The organism is Candidatus Neomarinimicrobiota bacterium (assembly GCA_016784545.1).
Lineage (GTDB): Bacteria > Fidelibacterota > UBA8477 > UBA8477 > JABMPR01 > JABMPR01.
In genome coordinates this window covers 14,859-36,896 of sequence record JADHUM010000045.1, presented here as the reverse complement: position 1 = coordinate 36,896, position 22,038 = coordinate 14,859, and the positions used below count along the sequence as shown (strand labels likewise).

Here is a 22,038-nt window from a genome sequence, read left to right as displayed (position 1 = left end):
GAAGCTGGATACCTCTTTTTCACGGATTATTACCGAAATGTTAAGGTGTAAATTAAGGAACCGCCCTGTACGGAACCGTACGCAGGGTGGTGTGAGAGGACGGATAGGGAATTAATCCCTATCCTCCTACTCGATTAATATTTAGATATAATTATGAATCAAGACAATCTTTGCAGGTACCTTCCAACTCCAGATTAATTGACTCTATCTTAAAGTCGTATTTCTCTGCAAAGGATTTAAAGATAGACGGGTCCAGCAGTTCAATATCATACCATTTACCACATACCGAGCAACTGAAATGATCGTGTTGACCAGTATTGCCATCATAGCGCACCATGGCCTCATCTTTTAGTTTGAGGAGGCGCCCACTCTCTACAAGCTGGTTCAAATTACGATAAACTGTACCAAGACTGATATTCGGGATGATTTTTCTGGTCTCCTTGTAGACCCAATCTGCAGTGGGGTGTACCAATGTGCTTTGTACAACGGAAAGAATGGTTTCTCTTTGATGACTATATCTTTGTTTAATAGGTTCCATGGTGAAACAAAAGTAAGCAAAACAATGCGAAATTCAAGCTAATAGTAATAGTTACTGTTATGTTTAATTCTTTGCATGACGCTGGAGGATGCGCCAGGCTGCCGGATATTTATTCCTGATTTGTCCCGTATTCAAAACATGCAACCAGCCCAGCCCATAACTATTGTGAACAACCAGATTGTACCCGGATGGATAGTCATGTCCATAACTTTTATTGATATGAGCAAGATAATCCAGGGCTTCTTCAACTGAAAATTCAATGGATTGAATGTCTTTGGATAGTGCTTGATTTAAAGCCAACTCTGGAGATGGTTTTAGTTGGCCATGATAGACTTTTCCCATGTAGAGACCGGAACTCGTTATGCGAAGCGACCGATTAATTGTGAGATAATCCTCATATAAGATTTTTGGAATCGCAATTCGATGTTCCTCCCGAGTTAGGAATGTATATCTGTCTGGAGAATGCAGCCATTTGCGGTCTTCTGGTGAAGCTAATTCTGGAAACCGACCAGGTTTGCCTTTTTTAATCCTCGGAGTGGATGGTGAATCAGCTTTCTTGAAGGCTGCAATGAAGAATCCTTCGCCTCTGGTGTGGTGGGGGTAAAATCGATATCCAGCTCGTTCTGGTCCACTCCGGACAATGCCCCATGATTCAGGAATATCCAGTGGAAGCGGCATCAGCCCTGATTCCTGCTCCAACCACTTCATATTTTCCTCATTCTCCACTTCAGAAAAGGTACAGGTACTGTAGATAAGGATACCACCATTGGAGAGTGAAGGTACAACATCAGCCAGTATCCGCTTTTGACGTCGTGAACAAAGTGTCACATTGTCTTCGGACCACTCCCCAATAGCTCCTGGGTCTTTTCGCATCAGTCCTTCACCTGAACAGGGTGCATCCACCAGGATAAGGTCAAAATAATTGGGGAGTTTCTTGAAATATTTTGGATCGCTCTGGGTTACGAAGTGATTATCACCACCCCAACGGACTAGATTCTGCCGAAGAATTTTATTTCGAGAGCCAATAATTTCATTAGCAACCAGGAGTGAGTCTTTTGTCAGAAGAGATTGCAAGTGAGTAGCCTTTCCTCCAGGTGCTGCACTGAGATCCAGGACCCGATGATCCTGCTTGAGATCCATAACACCTTCCACCACATATTCTAGAAACATTGAGGAGGCTTCCTGGACATAGTAGGCACCGGCATGAAATAAAGGATCATCAGTAAATCTTGGACGTGATTCCAGATACCTCCCTTCCCTGGACCAGGGGATGGGGTCGACACTGGGGTAGTGATGAGTGGGTTTCCCTGGATTCATTCGTATGGAGATTGGTGGTGGTTCTCTAAGGGCAGATTGAAAATGCTCAAATTCCTCCCCAAGTTGTTTCCGGAGTCGACTTTCCAGAGGTGGAGGAAGTTTAATTAATCGATCTCTCATTGTGGAAACTAAGAGCAGAATAATGAAAAGAAATCAATAAGAGGCGGATCAAGGTGGAATCTTTTACTTTCCTGTAGCAATAAAATATTTCCGCAATATCTATTTCCAGGCACTATATTTGTAGAAGTCCTAGCTTAGAGTAATAATTGCGGAACAGCATCAATAATCTTGAGAATTAATTATTTTAAGCATTCTTTTTTTGAGATAGAATTTTATGAAGGAGATTTGAATATGTCATTGTTAAAAAACAAGCTTGAAGAGATCATCCCGAAATTTCGCGAAGAAGTTGGGGAGATAAGAAAAAATCACGGGGATAAAAAATTATGTGATGTAACCGTTGCACAAGCATATGGCGGTATGCGTGGCGTAAAGGTTATGATTACCGAAACCTCGGCTTTGGATCCAGATGAAGGTATCCGCTTTCGTGGATTTACTATCCCGGAACTCCAGGAAAAACTTCCACACGCTCCTGAAGGTGAAGAACCATTACCAGAAGGACTTTTTTACCTCTTGATGACTGGCGAGCTACCGACAGAAGAAAATATTGCTGAGATTACCAAGGAATGGCAAGATCGTGGTACCCTTCCTGCACATGTGTACAAAGCCATAGATGCACTTCCAAAAGATACACATCCCATGACGCAGTTCTCAGTGGGTATTGTTGCTCAACAAACAGAATCAATTTTTGCTGCAGAATATCGCAAGGGCATCAACAAAATTGACTATTGGAAACCTGTCTATGAAGACACTATGAATCTTCTGGCTCGTCTTCCTGCCCTGGCATCGTACATTTATCGCCGTTCTTACAAAGATGGTAAAATCATTCCTGCCGACCCCACACTGGATTGGGGTGGCAATTTCGCTCATATGATGGGCTTTGATACCAAGATGTTTAGAGAGTTAATGCGGATTTACCTGACCATTCATGCAGACCATGAGGGTGGTAATGTATCCGCACATACAACACATCTTGTTGGTTCTACGCTATCAGATGTCTATTATGCATTATCTGCTGGTATGAACGGTCTGGCTGGTCCCTTGCATGGTTTGGCCAATCAAGAAGTATTGCGCTGGATAATGGATGTAAAAGAGCAGCTAGGTGGTGGTGTTCCCACCATGGAAGACTTAAAGAAATTTGTCTGGGATACACTTGCTTCTGGTAATGTAGTTCCTGGATATGGTCATGCGGTTTTGCGCAAAACGGATCCACGTTACTCTGCACAGCGCGAATTTGCTCTCAAGCACATGCCAGATGATGAATTGTTCCAGGTGGTCAGTATGCTTTATGAAGTTGTTCCACCCATTCTATTGGAGCAGGGGAAAGCTAAAAATCCCTGGCCAAATGTAGATGCTCATTCAGGAGTCCTCCTGGTTCACAACGGTATGCATGAGTATGATTTTTATACGGTACTCTTTGGCGTTTCCCGTGCCATGGGTGTGTTGGCATCCACAGTTTGGGACAGGGCAATTGGTCTGCCTTTGGAACGACCAAAATCGCTGACGACAGAATACATCAAATCCATATTATAAAAAGCGGGGATCAGACCGATACAAAGCCCTGGGTAATACCGGGGCTTTTATGTTTTATCAATTTGTCACATGTATGTTGGAGCAAATATTGTTAGGTTGACTCCAGCCCAAGAATAAATTTGAGGATTAATGTTGGCAAATATTGCACATAAGGTTCAATTGTGATCAACTCGAATACATATCGCAAATGCAGTTAATAGATACACGGGTCCTCATTGTTGAAGATGAGATTGTCGTTGCCAGTGAGATAAAACTGAGACTTGAAGCAATGGGTTTTCAAGTCATTGGAATTGTTAATAATGGTAGAGATGCTATCGCAGCTGCCAATGAGCATTATCCCGATGTGATTCTCATGGATATTACCCTTAAAGGTAAAATGAATGGTCTGGAAGCTACCCGTGAGATTAGCCGTGAAACGGATATCCCGGTTATCTTCATTACAGCCCATACAGATACACCCACACTTGATTCAGCTCGCCAGACCAGCTCTCATGGAATCTTTACCAAACCATTTAGTGATGATGAGTTAAAGGCAGCCATACAACAAGCAACTATTTCAAAGGTTATGACCAGACATCTTGAGGCTGAGGACAGAAAAAAAGACGAGGAAGGTTTTTTGGAAAGAGAGGAATAGGGTTCAATCAATTCTCACTTATGCTTCCTACAAATATTTGACCAGACCTCCCTGGTCTTTTTCAATAATAAAACCAAATTTGTAGAAATATCCAGGATGCAGAAATCCTGTGATGATCATTTTTTTCTTCAAATTTCTCATCCGGTTTACAAATTCATTTAGAAGTCCCCTGCTGACTCCACCTCCTCGGTGATTGTCAGAGACCACTACCTTGTCCATATACACAACGTCTTCTCCCTGGTCCAGATAGAAAAGGCCACCAATAACACTACCCTTTTTGTTTAAGGCGACAAGAAATTTATGCTCATGGGTGAAATTTACATCCATGCGAGCCTTGACAAAATGTTGCTGTAATTGGATTATTTCTTTCGGATGCATCGCCCTTCTGATTCGGAACGAGGTGCCCTTGCTATCATGCCTGGAGATCATAATCTCAATCTCGTCCATGGCAGTTGAACGGGTAGCAATAAGTTCAATATCTTCGCTGGGAGGTAATTCAGGGAAGGCCAGTCTTTTAAGAAAAAATGAGGAGTAATGGTCCAGCTCATTGGATCCAATATATTGACTGATTTCACTTTGAAGGCTTCCACCATCCAGTGAATGCTGACGTAAGTTACTTCCCAGTAGCTCGAGATATGCTTTAAGCATTGAATCCGAGTCAGAAAACACGGTATCCATAAAAAGCTGGACACGAGCATCCGGGTATTCAGGTTCACTCCCCTGGATATTGTAATCTCGATACAAGTCTTTCAGGAAGTGAGCCTTGGCGTTTAATGTTGCATCCTGATTGATAAGGAGCCAGCGATGATAGCGGCGTGTGGCAAAATAAACAGACTTGGTCTGGAAACCTTCTTTCTCAACCACTGAAAGGAAGGAGAGGACATCCTTTTTTCTTGAAGGAGTGATAGCCTTATCACTAAGGATCGCTTCGAAAAACGCTGTGGAATGTTTTTGGCCAAGGGCTTCCCTCATGGCGTGATATACGATATCAGTCCCTACCTTGAGTTCGAATTTTGGAAACTCTTTTTCAGTAGCCCGAACAAATAGGTTTTCAAGGTTCTCAATAAATTCCAGTTCGGACAAAACTTCCTTGATACCAGAAATGGAAACCAATCTACCACCCACATGGTAGTCATGAATTGGAATCACAATTTTCCCAGGGCTTGGAATCGAAATCATCTTTCTAAACCGAGTTCTCTTCCAAAAACTCGTAAAAGTGAGGACTGAGGTCCAGACGATGTGTGGCCAGATAAATTCGGGAGCCGGCATCTCATCTGAAGATCCAGCCCACTCGGCCTGCTTCAAATATTGTCTTACTGTCAGACCTGAAATAAACTCTTCCGTCCAGAGATCCTGCTCAGGTTTATAGGATCCCAATGTCTCAACCAATTGGTTGAATTTGTTTTCCCTGGCGCAAGCCATTAACCAGAATATTTCAGTATAGACTTGTTCTGAACTTAGCTCATCGTTCAAATTGATGGCAAATTTATAACTCCCCTCGCTACTCTGGATGGTCGCACGATAAACTGTTTTCCCATGTGCACTTCCCAACAAATTTATGAAGATTCCCTGGGGGGGGATTTTATCAAGGGACAATTGTTTGCCCTCAAAGAATAGATACATTGATTCATTCAGGATTGATGTGTTGACAAACGCCGACATGATTCGTTCTCGGTGCTTGATTGTGACTGGCTTATCAAATAGCAGGACATCTTCCCAATCAAGGGTCTGCTCATGTTGGATGATGGTTGTTGCGGGATCCATATCCCGCATTGAATTTGAAAAATTCACATTCATAGCCTCATAAGTGCTGAGGATTTTTTTGGAGATACTGCTTTTTGCAGGAAGGTTGACGATCGAGCTGATCATGGCCGTTCTGATGGTGGCATAGTATTTAGGGAATTGTTTCGACCATGAATAAAGAATCCCCAAAACATTTTCAAATAGGATTGATGCCTTTTCTTCCAGGGACTCTTGATTTGACAGCCATTGTAAATAATTAGAAGCTAGCTTGACTTTGTGAATATTGATATTGGACCAGGATGTACTTTCCTTGTCAAGGTTGAAGAGCACTTTTCTGCCCAATGCATAGGTGACTATCCTTTCCAGATCATTCGCAGGAAAGAGGGCAACAACCTGCTCACAGGCAAATTGGGCTTGCTCTATATCATCAGAACGGATTAGACGCAGGAAAGCATAGCGCACGATATGTCTGACACTTTCATTTGAATTTGAATAGATTCGATTCAATAAGCGAAAGGCCTGTTGAATAGGCTGAAGTGTTTGGGAATATACCATCAGAATGACTGGTCTCAGGGCTTCCATTGAATAGTCAGAATGCTTTAAGGCTTTTTCAATTTCAGCTTCTGCCTGGAGTTTCTCCTTTTCTGTAAACTCCAGATCGGTCCAGGTACCAGGAAGCAGATTCGGGCTCATATTTACTGGTTTAATCCTTAAATTCGAATAATCCAGGAACTTCTCCAGCTCCTTATTGCCAATGCAATAGGCTGGTTGCCTGATGATATCTTCAAATTGAATAATATTCCCATGGAATTGGTAGAAAAACGCTCCGATTCTAATCTCATCCCTGCCTGGCTCAATTCTCAGAGAATGCCGGTTATTCCTATGCTTGAGAATCCTATCCTCGATAACCAGGTCGTTTTGAGTCCAACCGCGCTGAAGAAAAACCCAATTGGGAATTTGAATCTCCAGATCTTCCATGAAGAATGATTTATAATGCTTTTCATAGAGTGATCCAATTTCGGTTTTGAAATGCTCGAGGATATTGGCTCTTTTAAAACTACCCTTCTCAGTTAACTCACCCATATCCTTATTGAAATCGCGGTCAACCTGGCGAAAATCGACAATTCGCTCAAAGGGAGCTAGAAATGAGTTCACAGAATGAATGACATTGCCAACATAGTCCCGAACTTTCTGCTGATCTGACCAGATGCTTTTCAGGTCCTTGTGCTTTCGATTCAATCTGACCAAGGCTGTATTGTAAGGCATATGATCACCAACAATGAATAGCTGGTGGATACTCTCAAAGTCTCTGAACATATTTTCAATTTTTTGAGGTGCTACGGTTTGACCCTTGGCATTTTTGTAAATTTCCTTTTTACGATCTATGATTTCAATTTGCCCATTGTCCAGCGTTTGAAAAATATCACCCGTTGTAAACCACCCGTCAGGTCGCTCATCTGGGTCAATAGGATTCCAGTAACTGCCTGATACATAGGCGCCTCGAATCCAAAGCTCACCATCCTCAGCCAACTTGATCTCCATACCCGGCAAAGGTATACCGACTGAATTCTCTATATAACCATCTGTAGGGGTCATGGTTATGCCACCGGTAGCTTCTGTCATTCCATAACCACTATGAAGATGGATATTGTGTGCCTGGAAAAATCGAAACACATCAGGGGAAAGATACCCGGCGGCGGAAAGTCCCCATTTCAAAGCGCCACCTGTGACCTCATTTACTCTCCGTGCTATCACAATAAAATCATCGTTTACCAGATCAACAGTCGAACCAATATTATCGTAGATATCTTGCCAGCGTTGGGGGATACTTATAAGAACTGTTGGTTTGATAATCTTTAGATCGTCCAGGATTGATTGGGTCCCTTTACCACTTGAAAATGTATATTCGGCCCCCCAGAAAATTGAGCCCCACATCTCAAGAAATCTTCCAAAGGTGTGGAAGAGGGGCAGAAAACAAAGAAAGCGATCTTCATTTCCCAGGTTGAGTGCCAGGCTTCTGGCAAACCGTTTAGAAATGATGTTTTCATAAGTGAATACAATGCCTTTTGGGTACCCAGTGGTACCTGATGTGTACATAATGCTGGCAATATTTGAGAGCGATACAGAAAGTCGAATCCCTTCCAGCCAATCAAGAGCTTCGGCTGAACCACCTTCATCCATTAACCGCTTGTAAGATTTCACCAGGGGGTTTGTTGTAGCGACGGCATTATAGGTGATAATATGCTTAATAGACGGGAGGTTGGGGAGGATGCTTTCAATACTGCGTAAATGTTGTGAGTCGCAAACAAAGATGGCTTGTATCTCTGCGTGTGCGAGAATGTATTCTATCTGAGCTGGCGGAGAAGCTGGTTGAATGGGAACATTTACGAATCCATAAGTCAGGCAGGCAATATCTGTGATGGCGACCTCAATGCGATTCTCCGACAGTATGGCAATGCGTGGAGTCGTGCTTCCCATGAGGTCAATGAGGGCAGCAGCCAGATGAGTGACAGACTGCTGGACAGCTGACCAGGATTGTTGTTGCCACTGCCGACCGTGCTTGAAGTTAAACAAGGTTTTATTCCCTAACTGTTCTGCTTTGCGATGGAACAGATAACCCGGTGTATAATTGAGTTTTCTCACCACCTCCATTTCAAGGTTAAACCAGTCATTCTGAATATGAGATGCTTTGATGAGTGAAGTGAAAAATGGTTCCCAACCCTGCTCCAACAGAAAGGTCAGGCTCTCACGACTTCCTGTGTCGAGAATATGATTGCCATATTTCAGTATTTCACTGGACCAAATACCGAGATCATCAGGAGGTTGTGTTTCCAAATCCTTGAAATATTGGACCAGGGCTGACTCTTGTTCGATTGAATCTGTGTCCACATTATCCAACAGATCATGTAGTGAATATTTCACTCGTATTTCCTTCTACTTTAGCGCCCAACATAGGAACGATGATCTTGACTTCCAAATTAATTGCTAGGCGTCATCTGCTGAAGAAGGCAACAATTCAAAAACATTATCATTGTACTGTAATATGTATGCTTCTCGTAATAAATGTGATGAATTATACCCAGATGAGATTATTATCCGCGCGTTGTCGATTTTCAGCAAATATCATGAAAATGGCACAAGATTTGTCTCACTAACAGGACAATGACAAAAATGGCACAAACATCGGATTATTCAGTAACTGGCGTCTCGCTCGCATTTATTGACATGCGGCACCAGGAGAGCAGTATGAGAACTGAAATCCAACTTTTAGGAGGTATGCATGTCTAATCATGTTGCAGAATTTATGGCCGGTGTCCAAGCGAAGAACCCGGCACAGCCAGAGTTTATACAGGCAGTCGAGGAAGTAGTTACATCCTTGATGCCAGTTATGGATCGTCACCCTCAATATCGTGAGGCAAAGGTTCTTGACCGTATTGTCGAACCAGAACGTGTTATCATGTTCCGTGTTCCCTGGGTTGATGACTCTGGTACCGTACAGGTTAATCGTGGGTTCCGCGTTGAATTTAATAGCGCCATAGGCCCCTATAAGGGTGGTCTACGTTTTCACCCAAGCGTTAATCTTGGTATTCTCAAGTTTTTAGGCTTTGAACAAGTCTTTAAAAATGCTCTCACAACCCTGCCCATGGGTGGTGGTAAGGGTGGGTCTGATTTTGACCCTAAAGGCAAATCAGACAACGAAGTTATGGCTTTCACACAATCCTTTATGTCTGAACTCTTTCGTCATATTGGTCCCAATACTGATGTTCCTGCTGGTGATATTGGTGTCGGTGGTCGTGAGATTGGATTTATGTTTGGCCAGTACAAGAGATTGCGGAATGCCTTTGAAGGTGTATTGACAGGTAAATCTCTCAATTGGGGGGGTAGCTTGATTCGTCCAGAAGCAACTGGATATGGAACCGTTTATTTTGCTCAGGAAATGCTGGGAACACGTGGCGAAACTCTTGAAGGTAAAACTGTGACCATCTCTGGTAGTGGAAATGTAGCCCAATATGCAGCAGAAAAGGTTCTGGATTTCGGTGGAAAACCAGTCACATTTTCTGATTCTGCAGGTACAATTTATGATCCAGCAGGTATCGACAGAGAAAAATTGGCCTGGGTCATGGATCTCAAAAACAATCGTCGTGGACGAATCAAAGAGTACACCGATGAATTTGGCGGTGAATACTTTGAAGGTAGACGTCCCTGGCATGTGAAATGTGATGTTGCTTTACCTTGTGCTACTCAGAATGAAGTAAACAAGGAAGAAGCTGAAGCCTTGATCAAAAACGGTTGCTATGTTGTTGCAGAAGGTGCCAACATGCCATCTATACCTGAAGCAATCGACGTCTACCAGAATGCAAAAATTCTGTACGGTCCAGGAAAAGCTGCCAATGCTGGTGGTGTTGCTGTTTCAGGTCTGGAAATGTCTCAAAACAGCTTGCGTCTTTCATGGACGAGAGAAGAAGTTGACGAGCGTCTGCATAACATCATGAAGAGCATCCACACAAATGCCCTTCAGACCGCAGAACGTTATGGTTTCCCAGGAGACTATGTAGCTGGTGCAAATATTGCCGGTTTCTTGAAAGTTGCTGATTCAATGTTGGATCAAGGTGTTGTATAAATAGCTAGATCCTCAAAAAGGCATAAAAAAGCGCAGGGTCCTCCTGCGCTTTTTTTATACTGAACAATTAGAGAATGACATCTTCAAAGGTCAGGTTAGCTGGAACATGCACAAATATAAAAGCGCAGGGTCCTCCTGCGCTTTTTTTATTCTGTAAAAATTAATGGTTAATGTATCAAGTCGGTGTTTCCACTCCCAATTTCGACTTGAAATGTTGGTAGAACTTTTCCAACCGATTACCATGTGTTTCGACTGCTTCTGAGATAGAGGGAAGGTTTTCACCTTTATAGGCAACTTCCTGGGCTATCTCTTTACAATAATCCAAGCCAGCTTGCATATTGTCATAGAAGGTCTGAAGAAATTTCGGTGTCTGCAGCCCTTCTAGTGCGTCATCCAACAATGATCGAAAATGATCCACATACAACTGGATTTCTTTGGCAAACATATGGGGACGCTCATCTGATAGCAATTCCTTGCCTCTCCCATAAATCTGGTCAACCATCTCTTCCAGTGAATAGTTTCGATTAAACCATGACAGGTTGGGTCCAGGGCAGATGGCTTGAGGAGACCGTGAGGCAGGGGAGATTCCCAGGCTAATCAGAGCTCCATTTCCCAGATGCTCACAAAGACACTCTTTGGCCAACACCTTTTCGATGGCGAGATTCTTTTCGGCTCCAGGTGTGATGGTGTCATCAATCTGGCGTAATTTAAGAGTCATGTACTGTGTGGATGCAGTACAGATCATCTCTTCCGTAAATTCGGTATTGGATTTTAAAAACCCTTTGGGACAAGGTGACCCTGGTTTGCCTTGGGCATAGCGCTTGGCTCCCCATTTGGCTGATCCTGATCCTTTGATGTTGTTGAAGGGAACACCAAGAGGAGAGGCTCCACTCAAATACAGACTGTCGTCAGTTGAGTTCATGAGCTGCATTCTGGTCACTGCGTCAATGGGCGTAGCTTCGGGGACCAGCAGAAATGGACTGGCCCAACCAGTACGATCAATGCCATAATTCTTTTGAAGGCGCTGAACCTCACCATGATTCCCAATACCACCCTGTACTGTGATTTCAGGGTGATGGTTGAGATCTTCAGGATATTCCCAATCCATCTTATCGTAAAATTTCTTGATGATGGGCTGAAACTGGGATCCCAATTCCTGTCGTTTCTCTCTGAACTCCCTCAACAGAATAGGCAGGAGGTGTCCTGGTGATGCAAATGCATGTCCACCACAATTCAACCCTGATTCGATTCGAAATTCCGAGATCTCAATTCCTTTTTTAGCCATGTAGCGTCCCTGGATCATGGCTGATCTAAAATCGCTGACCTTAAGGATGATCTTCTTCTTGATCTCACCCTGGTGATCCCGATAAAAATCTCTGTATTTGGTCATGTAGCCGTAAAGACTCTGGTTGATTCCTGCAGAAAAGATCATGGCAGATTCAACTTTGCTTTTGGCAAAACCACGCAAGGCAGCCTTGGCATCAGAAAATTCTTCTCCCAGGGGGGATCCATGCTTGTTGGTGCTGATGTTGTCAACTTTAACCATTATGTTGACATCAATATTACCAGGTTTCATTCTTTTGGAGAGATCCTGAGAAAGCTTTTCCCTGAGTTGTCCGGGTTTGGTTTCCAGCAGGTCATTATACGTCTTCTTAAGGGAGCTTGTATCAGGTAATAATTCGAAATATCGGGTTTTTTCATTCTGCTCAAAAAAGGGTAGAGCACGAATGCGGGCCATCTTCATTTCAACAATATCCTGGACCATATCCAGATATGCGGTGATTCGTTTTGCACGGCCATCGGGTTCCCGGTTTGAAATGGGCTGATAGGGTAGTTTGTACTCAGCCGTATAGTATTTCCTCAAGCGCTCCATGAGGATGTCATCGATAATAGAAATAACTGAAGTGATTCCTAAATGGGCCAGGCGAATGGGGGTGTCAATGGAATGCCCTGTGCCCATGACGGGTATATGAAAATTATGTGTTGTATCTGTCACCAAGGGACCTCACAAAATAAGTTTAGCTAACTATCTCAGTACCATACCCTTATAACAATAATACCAATAGGTATGGATGTGCTTAATACTAACCCCTATGCACAGGATTTCAATAAAAGAATCCTTCAAAAATCTTAACATTTCCACAAAGCTGGAGACAATCATTGTTGCACAAAAAAAAGGCTGTCGCAGAACCTCAGGCAGTCTCTTTTCATATAACCACGGATTCACACCCGTCTCTGCTCGTTGAGCTACGCCGGGCAGGCGGATTTACACAGATTTATGTAAAACCCATCGAAGTAAAAATTATGCGATGGATCGGCTAAAATCAGCCCGCCAGAGAATGTTAAGCAACTCTTTTCTGTCCCCACGACTGTCTTCGACCATTATTTCCCCTTGTGTACAACAAAAAAGAGGCCGCCCTTTTGGGACAGCCTCCTTTGAAAGTTGTGTGATATGGTTTAGAAAAAATATCTGATACCCAGGCTTCCACCAAAGCCAAACCCGCCTCCTCCAAGTATTTTGAGAGTGGGAGTGCTTTCAATAAAGATATCTACAGGATAAGATGAAAGATAGTAACTGATCCCGATTACCCCTCGTACGCCAAGATCAAATTCTGTTGTCTCCTCAAGGTCATCATTGATTCCCTTATGTGTCCCCAGGGTAACACCAGCACCATAATACACAGGTGTCTCATTGTCAGTTATTTTAAGCAAGTCGGGTAAATCAAACAAATAGTCCGCAGCGAGTGCGCTTCCAAAATTCCAGTGTACAGCCACAGCGTTCGTCCCACTCATCCAATATTTTCCAGTGAGTCCATCGGTGGACAAGCCTATTCCTATCCCCGAATTTTGTCCAAACACACTTGCTGTGAGTAGTACAGTGATTAGTAGGGCTTTGAAGGTAATTCTCATGTCAAGCATCTCCTCTTTTGTTTGCTCCGAACATAAAGTGAATTATTTAATTCTCAAGGGTGATTTCGAACTGTTCCTTTTCCAGGGACATGCTGCAGCCCGGTCTCCAGATATGACCTTCACCTTTCATTCCATTAACTTGAATAATGAAAGGGTCCTCAAAATGAAAGTGTTTAAGATACTTCGTTTCTGTGGCGGCCTTTTGACTCTTAAACCAATCGAGATTCATTTTTTCAGCTAATTGTCTTGGAGGAATCGTAAAATAGCTAATCCCAAGAGAAGTAATGTTTTGAAAGAAATGACTCCCAAAAGAAGGATCAACATATAAATCCGGTAAGCCTACCTCTACAATGGATCTGGCGTTAGATATGTAATTCCAGTTCACGGGAATACCCAGCAAGGGGTCCGCTGTGCCCCAACGCCCCGGACCTACAAGCATGTAAGACTTCTCCGGGCTGAATTCTCGATTCATTATTCTTATCTCTTCAGCGATATGCTGGCTTTTCAGGATGTCGAATTTATCAATGTCGATATAAATCAGATCGTGTATTTCGACATTGTCACCATTGCCCAGACAAATTTCACTGTGAAACAGCTCATCGTCTTTTCCCACCTTGGTAATGTCAACAACATGTGGTCGTTCGAATGTGACCATGGGTCTTATTTGCAGAATGGATAGCTCTGCTGGTTCTTCTCGATTTGCTGGTAAATTTACCGCGAATTCCATTTCAACCTCACAACCCATACCCAATTTTCCAAATTCCATTAAATCACTGAGCATATCTGCCAGAGGAAGAGATTTCCATTTCAATATGTTGGCGAAGGTTATAATCCGAGGACCCTTATCGAACAAGGTATCGCGAAAGCGACCGTCCTGGAATGAATACACACTGGCTATCTGGTCCAGGCTGCCGTGCTCCTCAGCAGTTTTCAGGTCCAACTGAACGAGATTCGAACTCTCCCCGCTTTCCAAAGGCAAATCACAATGGGCTGTATCCAGGGCGTAGAAGTAATTCTGACTGTTTTTTAAGATGGATTGCTCATCATAAAACTGTGGCAGAACGTTGGGTCGTTTTGGACTGAATTTTAATGCTTTCTCGCCATTTACAACAGTTCTTCCCAAACCAAGTGCCATGGTTGCCATACCCTCGTCACGGCGCATCGCTCCCTGGGGGTAATAGTTGAGGGTCTGTAGAACACCAGAAAAGCTGGGGTAATAATAATCACCATGTTTTCGCCCACTTAGATGCTGGATTACCACCGCCATCTTTTCATCCTCCGGACGATTACCCGTTGATTTGAGATAAGCAACTGCTTCTCTGTGAAATCCAGAGGCATATACAAGTTTGATGGCTTCCAGTAGCTGGAAAACCCTTGTGTCAAGGGCTGGAGCACAATTGGGAAGCATATAGGTGCTATAAATCCCCGCGAATGGCTGAAATAGAGAATCCTCCAGGAGACTGGAGGATCTGACAGCAAGGGGACCGGCATGATGACCCAAATAGGAATGGAGTTGCTCTGTAAAATTACCTGGAAAAACAGCTTTCCGGAACAGATCATCGATTTCCTGGTTGGTTTCTAACTCCAGGGATTTGCTGCGCAGTTTATTTATGTCCAGGAATCGATCGTAAATATCTGTGGCAATTACAGCGAACTGAGGAACATCAACTCTTATTTCGGGGTATTTCCGCGAAAAATCATATCGACGCTTGTGAGCAGTGAGAAAAGCGAGACCTCGCGCCTTACCGCCAATAGATCCACCCCCAATTCTGACTGCAGTAATGGTTGGATCATAGGTGTCGACATCGTAGTAGCCAATATTATCAAAATGTTGAAGGACTCGCTGTCGTTCAATTGCATCAAGTAAAATTTTGCGAAAATCTTCTGGATCTTCAAAATCTTCGAAATTGATGGGTTTTAAGAAATCAGCAAGATCAAAGTAGCCACGGACGGCCAGCCAGTTTGAGAAATGATCCCGACGTGAATGGTATTCGATACTCTGAATTGGTACAGATTCAAGTGCCGCACTCAGCGCATTTAAATGACGAATTTTTGCAAGGATTTTCCCATCTCGAGTGCTAAAAACCAGATCTCCGAAACCACAGTGCTTGACAACAAAATCCTGCAATCTCTTTATCAATTGGGGTGAATATTTGGCAATAAAATAGGCCCCGAGATCCTTGGCAGTTTTTTCATTACTCCCCTCCATTGATTGCATAATGAGGGGCATCGTGGCATTTTTCTTCTGAATAATTTTTATGAACTTGGCACCAGCCTGGGGGTCAAGTACACCGTTGCGGGGGTACCTCACATCAGAGATAACCGCAAGGAGATTGTTTTTATATAGTTTATATAACTCGGTGGCCTCCTCAAATGTGGATGCCAGCAAAATCTTTGGTCTGGATCTCATTCTGAATAAACGCAGCTCGTCGGTATACTCATGTTTCATCAATTTCTGGGTCGTATTGATGATCACTCTGTAAAGCATAGGTAGAAAAATTGAATAATATTTTGGGGAGTCTTCAACCACAATGATGGCTCGTGCTCCACCCTTCAGAATATCTCGAGGAGCATTCATACGATCTTCGATGTATTTTACAATAGTCGTAAAAATGTTTGAATCACCGTGCCATATGAAGGTTTTATCAATTCCTTTGAGATTATCAACTCGTTGAGTGGCCCACTTATATTCTCGACGGTTCGAGGCCAGCATGATGACTGGAATGGACTCTTGCTTCTTTTTAATCTTACGACCCAGTTCAAAGGGATCCATATCTGATATACGTGTCATCGTAATGACGAGATCATAGTGGCGCGCTCTCAATTTTCTCAACGCATGGTCTCCCGTTGAGACCCTGGTAATTCTTGGAGCACTGCTAAGATTCATATCCTGGTATTCAGTGAAAATCATTTCACCAAGACGGCCATCCTCTTCCAACTTGAAGGCATCATAAAGACTTGATATCAACAATATTTCATGCACACGGTGTTGCATCATGTCTCGGAAGCCCGGACGTTGCTTGAGTGTGAGTACCTGATTAAACATGCTTTAAAATAGTTGAGATATCCTCATTAAAAATGCTCAATTGGTTTTTACATGGTGAGTCAACTGATTTAGGTGGATATGAACAGTAGAAATGATTGAGTTTATTTAGGAATCTACTTGTCCATATCGTATTCTGACCCATTAAGAAAACTCACCAAGTCTACAGGTTTGAGCCAGAGCACTTGAGGATTCGTATTATCTAATTTACGAACTTTGTATACTTGGCACACTGTTTGTCTTTTAATGTTTTGTATCAAAAACAAGGGGGATGAGATTGGGAGATGGCTATGAATTTTGGGATTCTGCATGAAAGTCGTTTGAATGAAAAGCGAGTCTGTTTAACACCCAGGGGAGCAACATCTCTTATTACGAGGGGTCACACAGTTTTTGTAGAATCAGGAGCAGGTATATCAAGTGGCTTCTCTGACCAGAATTATACAAACAAGGGCGCCCAGATTGTTTTTAGCTCGGATGAAATTTATGGTCGCTCTGATGTGCTGCTCAAAATTTTGCCTGTGAATGAGGAATGCCTCGATCTTATGCTAGAAGGCCAGACCGTCATTACCTTCCAGCACCTCTCTGTCAGTTCCCCAGCAGTATTCAAGGGTTTGACCGAAAAAAAAATCACCTTGATCGGAATGGAGATCATGGAAGAGGAAGATGGTTCCAGACCGATTCTCAATATCATGAGTGAACTTGCTGGTCAGATGGCACCAATCATCGCTGGAAATTATTTAGGACGTGATCCCATGGGAAGAGGAGTCCTGTTGGGGAGTGTCCCAGGAGTAGCCCCTGCTTCCGTTGTCATTGTTGGGGCCGGAATGGTAGGAGCCAGTGCCGCAAAGGCTTTTGTGGGTTTGGGAGCGCAAGTCCATATTCTTGATAAAAATATTGAACAATTACGTAGGGTGAAGAACACCTTGGGTGACCGGGTTACTACTATTTACGCTAATCAACCAGCCGTGGCTAGAACCATTGCCTTCGCTGATGTCGTGGTAACATCCATTCTAAACAGAGGTGCCCAGACTCCTCAGATAATCACGAGGGAAATGGTCAAAAAAATGAAACACCTCTCTGTACTCATCGACTATTCTGTTGATGAGGGTGGTGCCAGTGAGACAACCAGGCCGACCTTGCTTTCAGATCCTGTCTATATCGATGAAGGTGTGATCCATTATTGTGTCCCCAATATTACCTCAGGGATAAGTAGAACCACCTCAATTGCACTTTCCAATGTATTGTCCAAGTATCTGATTCAGATAGCCGAGATGGGCATTGATAAAGCGATGAAAGATTCGCATGGACTCAAAAAGGGATTGTACACACTTGGTGGACGAAATATGCAACCCGTTCTTAATCGCTTATTTGGTATCAAAATATAATGGGATGGACTGAAAACTATCGCTCACGTATTGGAACTCCTGAGGAGGCCATGAGTCTCATCAAATCTCGAGATTCTGTTTATTTGCATGCAGGTGCCGCCACCCCTCAGATTTTTGTAGATGCTTTTAGCAAGCGAGTCATGGACCTTGAGGATGTGACAGTAAGCCACATTCTAACATTAGGTGATGCAAAATATGTCACGCCAGAGATGGAAGGCCATGTACGCCTAAACTCCCTGTTTACTGGAACGAATGTGAGGGAATCCGTAAACGCAGGCAGGGCAGACTGGACACCTATCTTTCTATCAGAAATTCCGGGGCTGTTTAAAAATGGCCACATCCCTGTGGATGTGGCTCTAATTCATGTGAGCCCACCTGATTCACATGGTTTTTGCAGTTTTGGAGTAAGTACGGATACAACAATTGCCGCCTGCAAAGTAGCCAAAATTATTGTAGCCATGGTAAATCGGCAGATGCCCAGAGTTCACGGCGACAATTTTATACACGCTTCGAAGTTGGATTTTATCGTGGAGGCTGATGAGCCATTATTCCAAGCTGCCAAAGTTGAATTATCTGAGCGGCACATGATTATCGGAAAATACATTGCCAGTCTCATTGAAGACGGATCAACCCTGCAGATGGGAATTGGAGCTATACCAGATGCAACATTGTTCTATCTCAAGGAAAAGCGCAACCTGGGTATCCATACAGAGATGTTCAGTGACGGTGTGGTGGAACTGGTTGAATCTGGCGTAATTAATGGCGAAGAAAAAACGCTACACCCAGGAAAAGTAGTCTCCAGTATTGTTATGGGCTCCCAACACGTTTACGATTTTATTCATGAGAATCCTTTCATGGAGTTTCATCCCACAGATTATGTGAATGATCCCTATATCATTGCTCAAAACAATAAAATGGTGGCGATTAATTCATCCATTGAGATTGATCTAACCGGTCAGGTATGTTCAGATTCCATGGGACGCACCAATTTTTCAGGAATTGGTGGCCAGGTTGATTTTATGCGGGGAGCTTCTCGAAGTATTGGTGGGGTACCCATTATTGCCATGCCCTCTACAGCTAAAAAGGGCACCCAATCCCGTATTGTTTTAGAGCTGAAACCGGGGGCCGCTGTCACAACCAGCAGAGGGGATGTGCACTATATCGTCACTGAATTCGGTATTGCCCATCTTCACGGAAAAACATTGAGGGAAAGAGCCAAGGCTCTTATTTCAATTGCGCACCCAGACTTCCGGGAGGAGTTGGAGCGACAGTCACACAGGAGTAAACTTTTACATTGAGAAATAAGATAATATGAATCTGAGGAGGTTCTGAATATGGCTAAAGCCCGTGGACTCGTTGCAGTCAACATCGAGGAATGCAAAGGATGCAATCTTTGCGTCGTCGCATGTCCAGTTGATGTCCTGCACTTGGCAAATAGTTTTAATACGCATGGTTATAGTCCAGCTGAATATGATGGTGATGGATGTACGGGTTGCGGTATTTGCTTCTATGCATGTCCTGAACCAGGTGCAATTACAGTTTATAAGAATTGGGCTGAGGCTGAAGAAAGCTATATCTGCCAGACTAAGAATGTGCAGAGTAGATTGACAGTCACCGATTCGGTGAAGGGGCTGGCAGAGTGTGAAGCCTGTGGTCAGCAAGTTATCCTAAGCAATTTTAGAAACCTAAGTTTCGCGGAGTAGAGCATGGCAAAACAATTTGTAAAAGGGAATGAAGCAATTGTAAAGGGTGCCATCCTGGCTGGTTGCCGCGCTTACTATGGATATCCAATTACCCCGGCAAGTGAGATTGCCCACGCTGCTGCACTTTACATGCCACTGGTGGGGGGGACCTTCCTTCAGGCTGAGAGTGAAATAGCGGCAATCAATATGGTGTATGGTGCTGCTGGAACCGGTATTCGTGCCATGACAGCAAGTTCCAGCCCTGGTTTTAGTTTGAAGCAGGAGGGAATGTCATATCTGGCGGGAGCTGAACTCCCATGCGTGGTTGTGGATATCATGCGCGGAGGCCCTGGTCTGGGAAACATAGCCCCGGAACAAAGTGACTACAATCAGGTAGTTAAGGGGGGTGGCCATGGAAATTACAAAAATATAGTTCTAGCCCCCAATTCTGCTCAAGAAATGTGTGACCTTACCATGCTGGCATTTGATCTTGCTGACAAATATAGAAATCCAGCCGTTGTTTTGGCTGATGGATTTATAGGTCAGATGATGGAGCCAGTCGACTTCCCTGAACCAGTTGAAGAATTTGCTGAAAAGAAATGGGCCATACGCGGAGTCGATGGCGATAGAATGAATCTTATCAGCTCTATTGAACTTGATCCAGATGATCTGGAGCGTCACAATAGAAAATTACAGAGCAAATACGAGATTATTGAAAATAGCGAGACCCGCTTCGAAGAATATCGACTTGATGATGCAGACTTCATCGTAGTCGGCTACGGCATTGTTTCTCGAATGGTACATACAGCCGTCGATCAATTGAGGATTGAAGGGGTAAAGGTGGGCATGCTGCGTCCCATAACCCTCATGCCCTATCCATCAAAACGAATCGCAGAACTCGCTGCCATGGATCATGTCAAAGCATTTAGTGTGATAGAATTGAGTAATGGTCAAATGGTGGATGATGTCCGATTGGCTGTGAATGGTGCCAAGCCCGTGGAGTTTTACGGCAGGATGGGGGGCAATGTCCCGTCCATAAAAGAATTGGTACATGAGATCAAACGCATGATGAGGGTACTATGAGCGTCAAAATATTAGGAAAATCAAAGGGCTTTTACGACACCTATGAACGTCGTCCGGGAAATAATAAGGAACAGACTCACTATTGTCCAGGTTGTGGTCATGGAATTCTTCATAAAATGATAGCAGAGGCCCTAACAGATTATGAGGTAGCTGAAAATTGCATATTTGTGAGCCCTGTCGGGTGCAGCGTTTTTGCCTACTATTACTTTAATGCAGGAAATATCCAGTCTGCTCACGGTAGAGCGCCTGCAGTGGCTACGGGTGTGAAGCGTGCCTTACCTGAATCTATCGTGATTTCATATCAGGGAGACGGAGATTTGGCTGCCATTGGTGGTAATGAGATACTTCATGCCGCCAACCGTGGTGAAGCCATAACCGTTTTCTTTGTAAATAATGCCATTTACGGAATGACCGGGGGTCAAATGGCTCCCACAACCCTCATTGGTCAGAAAACAACGACCACACCCTATGGTCGAACGCTGCAGAATGAGGGTTACCCCATGCGTATGGCCGAAATCATTGCCAGTCTTGAATCTCCCGTGTATGTAGAACGCGTTATGTTGGCAGATGTGCGGTCAAAAAATGCTGCCCGGAAAGCTGTCCGGCGAGGTATCAAAAATCAAATCGAGAAGAAAGGTTTCTCTTTTATTGAGGTTTTATCCACCTGTCCCACAGGGTGGAAGATGACAGCACCCCAGTCAGAGGAATGGATCAAATCAACTCTGATGCAGAACTTCCCACTCGGTGTATTCAAAGATATCGCCCAACAGGTTGAACCTTTGGACTTGAGTAAGCATTTTGCTTCACCAAGCAGGGTACCAAAACTTCTCGGACTGGAGCAGGATAAGATAAAAATTGAAACTGATTCATTGACCCTAAGTGAAAGCATTGATCAGGAAATAAAAATTGCCGGGTTTGGTGGCCAGGGTGTTCTCTCTCTGGGTGTCTGGCTTAGTGAAATTGGGATGCGCCAGGAGCTTAATGTGAGTTGGATTCCTTCATATGGTCCTGAGATGAGAGGGGGGACAGCAAACTGTCACGTCAAGCTGTCACGTGAGGCAATTGGATCACCCCTGGTTACCCATCCTACAGTGCTGGTTGCCATGAATCGACCCTCTCTGGAGAAGTTTGAAGATGATGTTATTGAAGGTGGGGCCATTCTGTGGGATAGTTCACTGATAGATATTGAGCCAAAACGGGATGATATCATACGAATACCCATTCCAGCAACTGAGATCGCAAAGGAATTGGGCAACACGAGAACCTCGAATGTTGTCATTCTCGGTGTCCTCGCCGGATACTCAGATTTTCTTGATCCTTTGGTGGTTCAAAGGGTTCTACCGCTTATCTTTAAGAAGCGACATCTTTTAGAGATCAATCTGAAAGCATTTCAGAAAGGTCTGGAACTGGGGAGAGAACTCTCAGCCTGATA

General features: G+C 43.7%; 14 protein-coding genes. 8 read left to right on the top strand and 6 right to left on the bottom strand.

The features are described 5' to 3' along the window. Nucleotides 1–151 precede the first annotated feature (151 nt). Both ISR87_10905 and ISR87_10900 read right to left on the bottom strand, forming a co-directional pair. Nucleotides 152–538, bottom strand: coding sequence for a transcriptional repressor (locus ISR87_10905; protein MBL7025956.1), 387 nt, complete (start codon nucleotides 536–538; stop codon nucleotides 152–154). A 63-nt stretch (nucleotides 539–601) separates the two neighbouring features. Then, nucleotides 602–1,975 carry an rRNA methyltransferase gene (locus tag ISR87_10900; GenBank protein MBL7025955.1) on the bottom strand — a complete coding sequence of 458 codons (1,374 nt, stop codon included), beginning with the start codon at nucleotides 1,973–1,975 and terminating at the stop codon, nucleotides 602–604. Between the two features lie 231 nt (nucleotides 1,976–2,206). Here ISR87_10900 and ISR87_10895 point away from each other — a divergent pair, with 231 nt between their 5' ends. After that, entirely contained in the window at nucleotides 2,207–3,505 is a 1,299-nt protein-coding gene (locus tag ISR87_10895; GenBank protein ID MBL7025954.1) for a citrate (Si)-synthase, eukaryotic, read from the top strand. A gap of 187 nt (nucleotides 3,506–3,692) precedes the next feature. After that, complete coding sequence (locus tag ISR87_10890; protein MBL7025953.1) at nucleotides 3,693–4,139, top strand: response regulator; 447 nt, start codon at nucleotides 3,693–3,695, stop codon at nucleotides 4,137–4,139. Between the two features lie 27 nt (nucleotides 4,140–4,166). On the opposite strand, the gene ISR87_10885 is transcribed toward ISR87_10890, so the two are convergent. Continuing rightward, complete coding sequence (locus tag ISR87_10885; protein MBL7025952.1) at nucleotides 4,167–8,804, bottom strand: AMP-binding protein; 4,638 nt, start codon at nucleotides 8,802–8,804, stop codon at nucleotides 4,167–4,169. Nucleotides 8,805–9,162: 358 nt separating this feature from the next. On the opposite strand from ISR87_10885, the gene gdhA reads away from it, so the two are divergent. Further along, complete coding sequence (gene gdhA / locus ISR87_10880; protein ID MBL7025951.1) at nucleotides 9,163–10,503, top strand: NADP-specific glutamate dehydrogenase; 1,341 nt, start codon at nucleotides 9,163–9,165, stop codon at nucleotides 10,501–10,503. A gap of 175 nt (nucleotides 10,504–10,678) precedes the next feature. Here gdhA and ISR87_10875 read toward each other — a convergent pair whose 3' ends face one another. The 3 genes from ISR87_10875 to ISR87_10865 all read right to left on the bottom strand — a co-directional run bounded on the left by ISR87_10875 (nucleotide 10,679) and on the right by ISR87_10865 (nucleotide 16,411). Continuing rightward, nucleotides 10,679–12,499: a hypothetical protein gene (locus tag ISR87_10875; protein MBL7025950.1), complete on the bottom strand. Its 1,821-nt coding sequence runs from the start codon at nucleotides 12,497–12,499 to the stop codon at nucleotides 10,679–10,681. Nucleotides 12,500–12,960: 461 nt separating this feature from the next. After that, entirely contained in the window at nucleotides 12,961–13,413 is a 453-nt protein-coding gene (locus tag ISR87_10870; protein ID MBL7025949.1) for a hypothetical protein, read from the bottom strand. Nucleotides 13,414–13,459: 46 nt separating this feature from the next. Continuing rightward, nucleotides 13,460–16,411: a hypothetical protein gene (locus ISR87_10865; protein MBL7025948.1), complete on the bottom strand. Its 2,952-nt coding sequence runs from the start codon at nucleotides 16,409–16,411 to the stop codon at nucleotides 13,460–13,462. Nucleotides 16,412–16,746: 335 nt separating this feature from the next. On the opposite strand from ISR87_10865, the gene ISR87_10860 reads away from it, so the two are divergent. Genes ISR87_10860 through ISR87_10840 form a run of 5 tightly spaced genes read left to right on the top strand, consistent with a single transcriptional unit; the run spans nucleotide 16,747 to nucleotide 22,036 of the window. Further along, the gene (locus ISR87_10860) at nucleotides 16,747–17,841 is read left to right on the top strand and encodes an alanine dehydrogenase (protein ID MBL7025947.1); all 1,095 of its coding nucleotides are present in this window, start codon (nucleotides 16,747–16,749) and stop codon (nucleotides 17,839–17,841) included. Further along, entirely contained in the window at nucleotides 17,841–19,139 is a 1,299-nt protein-coding gene (locus ISR87_10855; GenBank protein ID MBL7025946.1) for an acetyl-CoA hydrolase/transferase family protein, read from the top strand. Before ISR87_10860 ends, ISR87_10855 begins: the two co-directional genes overlap by 1 nt. A 36-nt stretch (nucleotides 19,140–19,175) precedes the next feature. Beyond that, a complete protein-coding gene (locus ISR87_10850) occupies nucleotides 19,176–19,544 on the top strand; it encodes a ferredoxin family protein (GenBank protein MBL7025945.1) in 369 nt (122 codons plus the stop codon). A 3-nt stretch (nucleotides 19,545–19,547) separates the two neighbouring features. Next, on the top strand, nucleotides 19,548–20,606 hold the full coding sequence (locus ISR87_10845) for a 3-methyl-2-oxobutanoate dehydrogenase subunit VorB (protein ID MBL7025944.1): 1,059 nt from the start codon (nucleotides 19,548–19,550) through the stop codon (nucleotides 20,604–20,606). Further along, on the top strand, nucleotides 20,603–22,036 hold the full coding sequence (locus tag ISR87_10840) for a 2-oxoacid:acceptor oxidoreductase family protein (protein MBL7025943.1): 1,434 nt from the start codon (nucleotides 20,603–20,605) through the stop codon (nucleotides 22,034–22,036). The genes ISR87_10845 and ISR87_10840 overlap by 4 nt, the downstream gene beginning before the upstream one ends. Nucleotides 22,037–22,038 lie beyond the last annotated feature (2 nt).